The sequence below is a fragment of the Aquimarina sp. AU119 genome (assembly GCF_900312735.1).
GTDB lineage: Bacteria > Bacteroidota > Bacteroidia > Flavobacteriales > Flavobacteriaceae > Aquimarina > Aquimarina algiphila.
The window spans coordinates 466,935-478,893 of the sequence record NZ_OMPF01000014.1; the positions used below are offsets into that span (position 1 = coordinate 466,935).

Annotated in this window: 8 protein-coding genes; 5 read left to right on the forward strand and 3 right to left on the reverse strand. The window is 33.7% G+C overall.

The genetic code is table 11. From position 1 onward, the window contains the following. The first annotated feature begins 267 nt into the window (after positions 1–267). Positions 268–993, forward strand: coding sequence for a hypothetical protein (locus tag DK442_RS12850; protein WP_109436279.1), 726 nt, complete (start codon positions 268–270; stop codon positions 991–993). A gap of 141 nt (positions 994–1,134) precedes the next feature. Next, positions 1,135–3,009 (forward strand): expansin EXLX1 family cellulose-binding protein, encoded by a 1,875-nt coding sequence (locus DK442_RS12855; protein WP_109436280.1) that lies wholly within the window; start codon positions 1,135–1,137, stop codon positions 3,007–3,009. Positions 3,010–3,210: 201 nt separating this feature from the next. Here the strand turns inward: DK442_RS12855 and DK442_RS12860 are convergent, their stop codons facing one another. Continuing rightward, a complete protein-coding gene (locus tag DK442_RS12860) occupies positions 3,211–4,182 on the reverse strand; it encodes an endonuclease (protein WP_109436281.1) in 972 nt (323 codons plus the stop codon). Between the two features lie 122 nt (positions 4,183–4,304). Here DK442_RS12860 and hflX point away from each other — a divergent pair, with 122 nt between their 5' ends. Beyond that, positions 4,305–5,513 (forward strand): GTPase HflX, encoded by a 1,209-nt coding sequence (hflX, locus tag DK442_RS12865; RefSeq protein WP_109436282.1) that lies wholly within the window; start codon positions 4,305–4,307, stop codon positions 5,511–5,513. Positions 5,514–5,583: 70 nt separating this feature from the next. Here hflX and DK442_RS12870 read toward each other — a convergent pair whose 3' ends face one another. Next, on the reverse strand, positions 5,584–6,693 hold the full coding sequence (locus DK442_RS12870; RefSeq protein WP_235010953.1) for a DUF3078 domain-containing protein: 1,110 nt from the start codon (positions 6,691–6,693) through the stop codon (positions 5,584–5,586). A gap of 285 nt (positions 6,694–6,978) precedes the next feature. Here DK442_RS12870 and DK442_RS12875 point away from each other — a divergent pair, with 285 nt between their 5' ends. Further along, a complete protein-coding gene (locus tag DK442_RS12875) occupies positions 6,979–10,248 on the forward strand; it encodes a S41 family peptidase (RefSeq protein ID WP_235010954.1) in 3,270 nt (1,089 codons plus the stop codon). A gap of 104 nt (positions 10,249–10,352) precedes the next feature. Then, positions 10,353–10,808: an N-acetyltransferase gene (locus tag DK442_RS12880; protein ID WP_109436284.1), complete on the forward strand. Its 456-nt coding sequence runs from the start codon at positions 10,353–10,355 to the stop codon at positions 10,806–10,808. Between the two features lie 64 nt (positions 10,809–10,872). On the opposite strand, the gene DK442_RS12885 is transcribed toward DK442_RS12880, so the two are convergent. Next, positions 10,873–11,826, reverse strand: a complete 954-nt coding sequence (locus tag DK442_RS12885; protein WP_109436285.1) for a DUF3078 domain-containing protein — start codon at positions 11,824–11,826, stop codon at positions 10,873–10,875. Positions 11,827–11,959 lie beyond the last annotated feature (133 nt).

Genomic DNA, 11,959 nt, shown 5'->3' on the forward strand with positions numbered 1-11,959 from the left:
TGTTATTGAATTTATCTGAAACCTAGAGATTTAAACATATAGAAGACATTAAGCCAAATGAAGAATAAAAAGTAAAGGGCGAAAAAGACGTTTTTAAAAAGGGTAAAACCACCCTGGTGAAATAGGATTTTATACCCTTTGTATTTGATTATCAATAATTTATATTTATAAGGTAGATTTTTGTATGGAGTTTAGTTATCGTGTTGGGGAACATGTTTTACACTAATTCATATCCAGAAAATATTATGAATTAAATACACAGAATAAATGAAAAAGCTTGGGGGTTTTAAAAAGATGGTTTGGATTAGTTTAGGTGTTTTGCTTATTGTATCGTGCGAACAACCCGACGGGGTTACAGAGTTTATAAATACAAATGACCAGGCAGGTTTTATGAGTACAACAGGAAACAGTGATAAAATTATAGATGAAGCTGAATTAGAAACAATAAGTCCGTTATTACATATGAGCTTTGATGGAGATGTAAGCGAGGAACAAGCGTCTACAAAATTTAATGAAGCCGTAGCGGTGTATTTAACCAATAATAAGAGTGATAATAAAGGTTCGGGTACAGAATTGTTGTACAGGATATGGAACTATACCGGGACAAAAAAAGATAATGATACTGATGGCAAAGTGAAAGCTCATGTAGGTTTTAATACCAATAAAGGAGAGTACTACGACATCAATGTTATTTTGGATAACGAAGGAGATGATCGAGAAGGCGGATGGGATTATTATCTTATAAAAACTAATTTACCTAAAGAAGATGTAGCGTGGGTTGAATTAAGAAATGCATTTATTCAACTACAAGGTCAAGATGGGTGGTACCTAAAAAGATACTATTTGATAATATTGGACTCAGATCAGGTACAATTTGCAGTAGGGGCTTCTGATATAGTCTCAGAGGCCGAGGTTTGGTTGGACAATACTTGTGATCTTTGCTGGGATACTTTTTCTACCGGAATCATAGGCGAAGGAAGGTTAAATTTTTGAGGAAGGATAATATATATTATTGTTTAATTGTATGGATTGAATTCTTAAAGTAAAATATGAATACAGTTTTATAGTTGTATAAGGTATAGGATATTTTATAATAACCTAAGAGGATATTAACTCACTTTTAAAACCTTAACTATGAAACTTAAATTTTTAATTATTATAGCATATGTATCATGCTATATAAATTGCGTGGCGCAATGTAATGACAGTATAAAATCTGGAGAAGCTACTTTTTATGGAGGTGTAGCAGGAAGCGAAGGAGGAAATTGCTCGCTTCCAGTAGCAGCAGATGATTTTATGCATTGTGCATTAAACAATACAGATTATGATGGTAGTAATTCTTGTGGAGCTTGTCTAGAGATAACCGGTTCTCTCGGCAAAACTATTGTAAAAGTAGTAGATCGTTGTCCAGAATGTAAACCAGGTGATGTAGATTTAACACAACAGGCATTTTCTGAAGTTGCAAATCCAATAGATGGACGAGTACCTGTTACCTGGAAATTCGTTCCATGTCCATTAGCGGCTAGTAAAACAATTAAAGTTAATTTTAAATCAGGATCTACAAAATATTGGACTGCAATTCAGTTTCGTGATCTCAAACATGCAGTATCAAAAATGGAATATCTTAAAGATAATGCATGGGTTAATGTAGAACGTAAGTTATTTAACTTTTTTATAGAACCAGCAGGTATTGAATCTCCAATGCAGTTACGAATCACATCGTCTGTAGGTGAAGAATTAATATTGAAAGATATTGTGATCAATACAAATACAGATTTTGATACCAAAATGCAATTTAGCACACCACCAAATTGTGGCGGAGAACCATCACAAGAACCAATAGCTTCATTTACAGCTACTCCAGAAATGGGTGTTGCTCCATTAGAGGTGTCTTTTGATGGCACTTCTTCTTCAGATCCAAATGGAGATTCAATTACCTATGCCTGGGATTTCGGGAATGGTGAAACATCAACATTAGCTACTCCAAAAGTAACATTTACAGAGATCAAAACATATACAGTAAGCCTAACGGTGAGTGATGGTACAAATACTTCTGTTCCTGTTACTCAAGATATTGTAGTATCTGATAGCAATATAGCACCAGTGGCTGATTTTACAGCTACACCAACTTTAGGCATTGCACCTGTGACAGTAAGTTTTGATGCTTCTGCATCTTCAGATGCAAATGGAGATACATTAACCTATACTTGGGATTTTGGAGATGGAAATACCGGATCAGGTATAACTGTAGTACATGAATATATTACTGTTGGAAAGTATACTGCAATATTAACAGTAAGTGATGGAAGTAAAACTGGAACAAAGACCACAACGATTAATGTTACCGATGGCAATGGTGGTGTGAGTTGTGCTTTTGGAACACCAACTACTGAGGCGTTACCGGCTATTAATTCTGCATTCGAGAATATATATGTTATAGGTAATGGAGGCCCAAATCTAGATAACGCTACTAATTTTACTATAAATTGGGATCTTGCGAATAACGGATTATACCAGTTTTCTTTAGGTACCAATAACGGTATTCCCGATTGGTATATTAATCTATTACCAAAAATCACACAAAACTTTAATACTACGAAACCATCAATTACAATTACAGATTCTGGATTTACAGGATTGGATGGTGCGTATTGGACAACGGTAGATACAGGTAATTTTGTGTTAGTTTCTAAAACAGGAGGTTTTACTATTTATTTTAGTAAAGAGACCGCTGCTCCTAATTGTGAGGGCACACTACCATTGACAGCCTTTAGTGTAGAAACATTTAATAATCCCGTTCAGGATAAACTAGTCATTAAAGGAGAGGATATATTGACAGGTACTAGCGTTAGTTTAATAAACATTTCTGGAGTAGTATTAAAAACTATTCAAGTTCAATCCAACTCAAAAGAGGTAGAATTAAATACGGCCAATCTTGAGTCTGGGATGTATTTTGTTAAAATTAATTATGAGCAAAGAGAAAAGACATTGAGAATAATTAGAAATTGATGCTAAAAAAACATTTTGTTTTAAACCAATGAAATTATTTTGTAGAAAGGAGTACAGAATCCTTTTTATATAATCAAGACACCTTGATCAATTTTGATCAAGGTGTCTCGTTTTTAAACAATTTGGCTATTATAATTTAGAATGATATTAACACTCTTTTTCGGCTATTTTCAGCGGGTTAAAATCCCCTCTTTTGTAATCTTAATTGAGCCTTAGTTTTATATACACAGGAAAATGATCACTATATCCACCTATGTATTTTCGTCCAATATAAGTTCTAAAAGGGTTTCCTTTATATCGGCCCTTATAGATTTTTAGAAAATCATCATCGAATATGGCTGCATCAGAGAAGCTGTGTTTTCCTTTTTCATATTTATGGAAATTATGACTGAAAATAATTTGATCAAATAAATTCCACTGATTCCTATAATTGGTACTACCGCTATATCGAGTAAGGAGTTGCTCCATGGGATTAAAAAGATCATGTTGTACCAAGTGATTTTTTACACTTTGACTAGATGGGTCATCATTAAAATCTCCCATAATAATGATTTTTGCATTAGGATCCTCAGCAGTGATCTGATCAATAATTTCACGATTTCTTTCGGCAGCAACGATTCGTTTATAAGCAGTAGTTTCGGCACCATCTCTTCGCGAGGGCCAATGATTTATTAAAACATGAATCTGTTCATTATTTAAATTTCCTGTAATCCATAAAATATCTCGAGTATAATCTCTCATCCCATTTTCATTGTCAACCAAAACCTGAACACTTTCAGAATTAGTAACTTCAAAATATTGTTTTTGATATAGTAAACCTACATCAATACCTCGTTCATCGGGAGAATCATAATGAACAATACCATAGTTTTTTCCTTTTAAATGTTTAGAGTTAACCAGGTCTTCGAGAACACTTTTATTTTCAACTTCGGCTACCCCAACAAGGATAGGAGCTTTTCTCGTTTTAGAAAATCCGATGTTGGAAATAGCAGTTCCAAGTTTAAATATTTTTTTTTCATATCGACTTCGATTCCACTGTTTTTCAGAATCTGGCAAGAAATCTTCATCCAGAGTATGTGGATCATCTTTAGTATCAAATAAGTTTTCAAGATTATAAAATGCTACGGTATAATGATTTGTAGATTTTTTATTGAAATAATATGTATTGGCCATAGGATTTAATTTTCTAAGAAACCTTTTGGATTGTAGACTTCTGAGTATATTATTATTGTACTTTTGTACACTTGATTAAAAGCACAATATAATAAATTAAGATATAGAAGATAAGGTAGCTAATGTTAGAAAGGAAGGAAATAGCATACGAAAAAACGGTTTTAATAGGAATTGTAACCAAAAACCAAGATGAGGAAAAGCTTGAAGAATTTTTGGATGAATTAGAATTTCTTACCTATACTGCCGGAGGAGAAGTGGTAAAACGATTTACCCAAAAAATGGATATGCCCAATTCCAAAACTTTTATAGGTAGTGGTAAAATGGAAGATGTAAAGGCTTATGTTGAGCAGCATGAAATTGGAACTGTAGTTTTTGATGATGAATTATCGCCAGGTCAATTACGCAATATAGAGCGTATTCTGAAAGCCAAAATCATTGATCGAACAAACTTGATTCTTGATATTTTTGCACAACGTGCACAGACAAGCTATGCAAGAACTCAGGTTGAGTTGGCACAATATCAATATTTACTTCCCAGGCTTACGGGTCTATGGACTCACTTAGAAAGACAACGAGGAGGTATTGGAATGCGTGGTCCTGGAGAAACAGAAATAGAAACTGATAGAAGGATTGTTAGAGATAGAATTTCTTTACTTAAAAAGAAATTAGTAACTATTGATAAACAGATGGCTACACAAAGAGGAAACCGTGGTAAATTGGTTCGAGTTGCTTTAGTAGGATATACCAACGTTGGTAAATCTACTTTGATGAATGTTATAGCCAAAAGTAAAGTATTTGCAGAAAACAAATTGTTTGCCACATTAGATACTACGGTTAGAAAAGTAGTTATCGGGAACCTTCCATTTTTACTTAGTGATACTGTTGGGTTTATAAGAAAGCTACCAACCCAACTTGTGGAAAGTTTTAAAAGTACCTTAGACGAAGTTAGAGAAGCCGATTTATTACTTCATGTAGTAGATATCTCTCACCCTCAATTTGAAGACCATATAGAATCTGTGAATAAGATACTTGGTGAGATTGATTGCAGAGATAAGGCCACTATCATGGTTTTTAATAAAATTGATTCTTATCAACATCAAACGATAGATGATGATGACCTAACTACCGAAAGAACCAAAGCACATTATACTTTGGAAGAATGGAAACAAACTTGGATGAGTAGAATAGGAGATAATGCTTTATTTATTTCTGCAATACATAAAGAAAATATAGATGATTTTAGAAATCGGGTATATAAAGAAGTAAGAGATATTCATGTCACCCGGTTCCCGTATAATAACTTTTTGTATCCAGAGATTATGGAAGAATAATATCAGTTATATTTTGAACGTACTGAAAGAGTATTTTATTCGGTACATTCAAAATGTAAATGGCACACGTCTAAAATTCATATTTAAGACCTAATCCAATTACTTCTCGAATCTGAAATCCACTGGCCGCATTATCATCATAAATGGATTGAAAGACAAAACTTCCGGTGATGTATTTATTGACTTGTAAATTAAGATTTAAGGTATAATCCAAATCAACGTTTTCTGGATCTTCTATATAATTAGAGTAGAGATTGAGAAGCTGTTCCATAGTTACGTTTTTCAACATTTTAAATTTGGCATAAGCGGCTAAAGAACCACCAAATTCAAAACGAGAACTTTCACCTCCATCAACACCAAAATAATCCCCATCTTCGTACCCTTCAACATTAGTAAATTCTTTATCCACAAATATCATACGAGATGTCACGGGAGCAATATTTACATTTAGATTATCACTTTTTTTCCATAATATACCGGGACCAACTTGTATAAATGCTGGAGAAAAGAAGTGGGTTTCTTCGATACGAATAGTTTCATCGGTATCAGGATCTTTTGTAAATCGATATCCTTTATCAAATTGAGATCTGAAATTGATAAACAACGAATAATTCCAAAAGCCTTTTCCAATTCTTTGTCCAAGCCTTGAGTTAAATTCTATCCTATCATTCGTTTTTCTAGGAAAATCTTCTCCTCTTAAAAAAGTAAGACCATAGTCCGAAATCATTTTGTTGTCCCAGGTCAAGCTATTTTTCTTATAATTGAATTCATAGGTTAAGGCAACATTTCCAGCGATATTAGATGTTCCTCCTCCCTGCCAATCAAAATTAAAGGCAGATTGATTAAAAAGTAAAGAGAAGTTTGCCTTATTTTTCCATCCAATATGTTCTTCTTTTGGTTTTTTAGGAGTAATTTCTTTTAGTTTTTGCTTTAAAACAATGATATTCAGGTCGTTTGTGGTGTTTTTTAAAATACTATCCAGAGATCGTTTTAAGTCCACCTGGATGGAGTCCAGACGTTTTGTTTTTTCTTTTTCCTGGCCAGAAGTATCTGTTATTAAAAAAAGAATTGAAACAGTTAAAAAAAATCCTCTCATTTGCTCTTCTATTGCAGGGGCTGGTGCAAATATACGGTATGTCCCAAGCTTTTTCAAATCAAAAATATTCATTAAAAAATCCATAGAAAATTGCTTTTATGTTAACGTCATACCAGAATATTTATCTTGGTTCACTTATCTATTAACATTAACAAATCAACCCCTTATTATTTGGTAATTGTACACTCTATTAACGTTAACGGTAGGTTAATGTGTCAAAATATTATAAAATGAGAAGATGTTTTGGGATATTTTTGATCTTGTGACAGGCAAATAGAACAAGTTAATAATCAGTTCATTTGATGTAACATTTTAAGTAATTATAGGTCTAAACAAATAACACATATCAATCACAAAAACGTTCATATTATGAAAAATCTCATGAAGAGTATTGCATTATTTATCATATTATGCTTATTCTCAAACGTAAACTATAGCCAGCTACCTGCAAAAATGATACAATACCCAGATGTATCGGGGGTTCATATATGTTTTACATATGCTGATGATTTATGGATTGTTACTAAGCAAGGAGGTACAGCTCATCGCTTAACAACAAAAGAAGGAAGAGAAACTATGGGGAAATTTTCTCCAGATGGTAAAACTATTGCATTTAACGCCAACTATGATGGTAATACCGACATCTATACCATTCCTGTAACAGGAGGCATTCCAAAACGAGTAACTACTCACGGAATGCCAGACAACATTAAAGGTTGGACCAAAGATGGTAAGTTTTTAATATACACTTCGAGAATGAAGAGTGGAAAACAGCGATTTGCTAAAGCATTCAAGATATCAATTCAAGGAGGATTACCAATATCAATGCCCATAAGCAAAGTTGAAGAATTGGATATACATACCAATGGAGAACTTGTTGCTATGACTGATAAGTCCAGGCTTAGCAGAAATTGGAAACGATATCGAGGAGGAATGGCTTCTGATATTTATCTTTTTAATCTTAAAACGTTGACTTCAGAAAACATTACTAAGAATGATAGTAATGATGAATTACCAATGTGGAATAATGATGATCTCTATTATCTTTCGGATAAGGATGCTTCTAAAAAGTTCAATATTTGGAAATATAATCTACAATCAAAACAACATGAGCAAATCACTTTTTTTGATGAATTTGATATCGAGAGACCTTCAATAGGAAAAACCGAAATCGTTTTTGAAGCCGGAGGTAAATTATTTCTTCTCGACGTAACAACAAAAGCGACAAAAGAAATATCAATAAGTGCTATTGGAGATTTTACAGCATTAAAACCTCAGGTAAAAAAAGCAGAAAAATACATACAAAATATACGAATTGCTCCTGATGGTAACAGGATCGTTGTAGCTGCTAGAGGTGATATCTTTTCGGTGCCAAGAAAAGATGGAGTTACCAAAAACCTAACACGCACCAGTGGTGTTGCAGAGCGATATCCTAGTTGGTCTCCAGACGGAAGATACATTGCATATTGGAGTGATAAAACAGGTGAATATGAGTTAATGATCAGAGACCTAAAAACTAATTCAGAAAAACAAATAGCCACTCAAGGTCCTGGTTTTAGGTACCAGTTATTCTGGTCTCCAGATAGCAAAAAACTGATTTTTATAGATCAGGAAATGCATATAAAGTTAGCCAACGTTACTAATAAAACAATTGAGGCTATAGATCAGGAAAATCAATTATTTCAAGGAGGGTTGTCAGAATTCTCAGTAAGCTGGTCCAGTGATAGTCAATACGTGACTTATGCAAATTCTCATGAAAACGGAAATCAGCATATTGTTATATATGCTGTAGAAAAAAAGGAAAAACATGTTATAACTTCTGCTTTTTATAACGATAGTAATCCTGTTTTTTCTGCAGACGACAACTATATCTATTGTACAACAGACCGTGTATTTGACCCTGTATATAGTGATTTTGATAATAGCTGGACCTATCCTAATGCAACCAAAATAGGAATTATACCACTTACCAAAGATGCGATACACCCTATCGAACTTAAAAATGATGAGGTTGCCATACAGGAAGAAGAAAATAAAAAAGAAGGAAACAAGGATAAAAAGAAGAAGACAGAAGAGAAGGATGATGATAAAGATAAAAAACCAGTAGTTATAGATTTTGAAGGAATAGAATCAAGAATGATAATCTTACCGGTGGAATTAGGAAATACGGGAAGAATAAGTGCGGCAGAAGATAAAATCATTTTCTTAAAACATCCCAGAACTGGATCTAAAGAAGAAAAATCTGTATTAAAGTATTATGATTTTAAAGAGGATGAAGAAAAGACCATTATGGAGAATGTAGAAGATTACGAACTCTCGTTTGATAGAAATAACATATTAGTATCCAGTGAAGGAAAAATGGGTGTCATAGAGGTAGCTAAAGATCAGTCACTAGAGGACAAAATAGATACCTCTAAGATGGAAATGACGGTAAACCCAAAAGAAGAATGGAAACAAATCTTTACAGATATATGGCGATTGGAAAGAGATTTTTTCTACGATAAAAACTTACACGGACTGGATTGGAATGCGATGAAAAGAAAGTATGAACCTTTGATTGAATATGCAGCAAGTCGAAATGATCTGAATAAAATAACAGGCGCGCTAATTGCAGAATTGAATGCTTCCCATACATACAGAGGTGGTGGAGATGTAAAAAGAAGCCCAAATAAAACTACTGGATATCTAGGTGTTGACTGGGAAATGGATCAAGGTAAATACAGAATAAAAAAGATCATTGAACCTGCTCCCTGGGATACAGAGGTAAAATCTCCACTTAAAAAACCTGGAGTTATAGTAGAGGAAGGTGATTATGTGTTACGTGTTAACGGAATAGAACTAACAGATTATGCAGATCCTTTTGTTGCATTAGAAGGAAAAGCAGATGAAACCGTAGAGATTGAGGTTAGTAAAACACCAGATGGCAAGAATGCTAGGCGTTATCTTGTTCGTCCTATAAAAAGCGAAGCAAGGCTTAGAAACCTTGCCTGGATCGAGAAAAAACGAAAATATGTTGAGGAAAAATCAGGAGGACGAATAGGGTATATCTATGTGCCTAGTACGGGAATAGACGGACAAGAAGAATTGGTTAGAATGTTCTATGCGCAACATCATAAAGATGGATTAATTATCGATGAAAGATTTAATAATGGAGGTCAAATTCCTGATCGATTTGTAGAGCTTTTAAACAGGCCATTATTAAGTTACTATAAAGTAAGAGAAGGTAATGACTGGGCATGGCCTCCAAGAGGACATTATGGACCTAAAGCAATGCTTATCAATGGATGGAGTGGTAGTGGAGGAGATGCTTTTCCTGATTATTTCAAGAAAAGAAAAATTGGACCACTTATTGGCACAAGAACCTGGGGAGGGTTGATCGGGATTTCGGGAGCACCAGAATTAATCGATGGAGGGTATGTTACCGTACCTACGTTTAGAATGTATAATCCAGATGGAACATGGTTCGCAGAAGGACATGGTGTAGAACCAGATATTCATATTCCAGAAGATCCAGGTAAAGATGCTCAGGGTATGGATGTGCAGCTTGATAGTGCAATAGGAGAGGTTATGAAAACGCTAAAAGAAAATGATAAAAAGCCTAAAAGAAGAATCCCTGCTGCAGAGGATCGTTCAAAATAAACCGCTAAACAAATAATATATTGAAATGGAGCGAGGTACTTTTGTTATCCTCGCTCTTGCTTTTTAAGGAATAGAAGTATATTCGTTTGGTAATACGATCTTTTATGAAAGAATTAAAATTAGTAAAAGCAAAAGAGAAAGATAAAAACTTTCTTCTTCACTTGAGAAAATTGACCATGGTAGAACATTTAGAAAAAGCCGGAATCTATTTGTCTGACGAAGAACATTTATCTAGAATAAACTTTCATTACGATAGTGCTTACCTGATTTTAAAATCAACTGAGAGGGCTGGTTTATTGAAGTGTATAGAAACGGAAAAAACAATAGAAATATTACAAATACAGGTATTGCCCAAATATCAAGGTCAAGGAATAGCAAAGCGCTTAATTAAAGATTTGGCCATAAAGGCTGAAACTTCTCATAAGAATCTAACATTAAAAGTATTAAAACAAAATCCAGCAAAATATTTATATGAACGTATTGGATTTAACATCACTGGAGAAGATGAACAGGAATTTCATATGAAAATGATATCTAGTAGTGAGATAGATAAACAATAAACATATAAAAAAGCGTGCCTTTATAGAACAAAAGCACGCTTTTTTTATAATAGGTTTTTCTCTTTTAGAAACCGTAATTTACACCTAACCCGAATACCTCTCTAATCTGAAATGCTCCAATGGCATTATCATCATAGATGGCTTGAAAAGTTAAGTTTGTTGACAAATACTTGTTGATCGTCATTACAATATTTGCAGTATAATCAATATCAACATTTTGTGGATCTTCAAGGTAATTAGAATATAGATTTAAAATATTCTCCATTGATACATTTTTCATAATTTCAAATTTAGCATACCCATTAAGTGCAGCTCCAAACTCAAAACGAAAAGAGTCATTGGCGTCAACTCCAAAATATCCTCCGGCATCATTAAATGCATCAATTGCTGCTTGATCATTCCCTACATCAGTAAAATCCCCATCAACAAAAATGAATCTAGCTGTTGCAGGAGCGATATTTACCTTTAGGTTGTCGCTTTTTTTCCATAACATACCAGGACCTAATTGTAAATAAGCAGGAGAGAAAATATGTGTTGTTTCTGTTCTGGTTTCTCTTGTACCAATAACATCTCCGGTAGTTGCATCCAGTACAGGTTCTTCTCCAAATACATATCCAGGAGCAAATTGTGTTCTAAAGTTTAAGAAAAAAGAGTAATACCATAATGATTCTTTAATTTGTTTACCTACCAAAGAGTTAAATTCGAATCGATCATTGGTTTTACGGGTAAATTCCTGGTCTTTAATTTTTGTTAAACCATAATCTGCAAGAACCTTATTGTCCCAGGTTAGGTCTCCTTTACGATAATTAAAATCATAGGACAGCGATAAATTTCCTGCAATGTTAGAGGTACCTCCTCCAAGCCATTCTGCATTAAAAGCAGATTGATTAAATAAAAAGCTAATGTTTCCGCCTCTGGTCCAACCTTCTTTTGGAGCATCGTCTTTTTTTTCTTCTTCTTGTGCAAATAGCATTGTAGCACTAATACATAGCACGACTGTTAAAAATGTTTTTTTCATTTGATATAGATAGTTTTAAGATTTTTGATCAGATGATCACTTTAGTTAAGAGGGGTAACTTAACCAAGATAAATAATCTGGATAAAAATTTATGTTGGCAAATATATTTTAAGTAACGATTTTTGCCATGAGT

Bases quoted from the DNA above. Each gene is read 5' to 3' on its own strand.
- DK442_RS12860 (WP_109436281.1), bottom strand. From the start codon at position 4,182: ATGGCCAATACATATTATTTCAATAAAAAATCTACAAATCATTATACC.
- hflX (WP_109436282.1), top strand. From the start codon at position 4,305: ATGTTAGAAAGGAAGGAAATAGCATACGAAAAAACGGTTTTAATAGGA.
- DK442_RS12880 (WP_109436284.1), top strand. From the start codon at position 10,353: ATGAAAGAATTAAAATTAGTAAAAGCAAAAGAGAAAGATAAAAACTTT.
- DK442_RS12855 (WP_109436280.1), top strand. From the start codon at position 1,135: ATGAAACTTAAATTTTTAATTATTATAGCATATGTATCATGCTATATA.
- DK442_RS12870 (WP_235010953.1), bottom strand. From the start codon at position 6,693: ATGGATTTTTTAATGAATATTTTTGATTTGAAAAAGCTTGGGACATAC.
- DK442_RS12885 (WP_109436285.1), bottom strand. From the start codon at position 11,826: ATGAAAAAAACATTTTTAACAGTCGTGCTATGTATTAGTGCTACAATG.
- DK442_RS12875 (WP_235010954.1), top strand. From the start codon at position 6,979: ATGAAAAATCTCATGAAGAGTATTGCATTATTTATCATATTATGCTTA.
- DK442_RS12850 (WP_109436279.1), top strand. From the start codon at position 268: ATGAAAAAGCTTGGGGGTTTTAAAAAGATGGTTTGGATTAGTTTAGGT.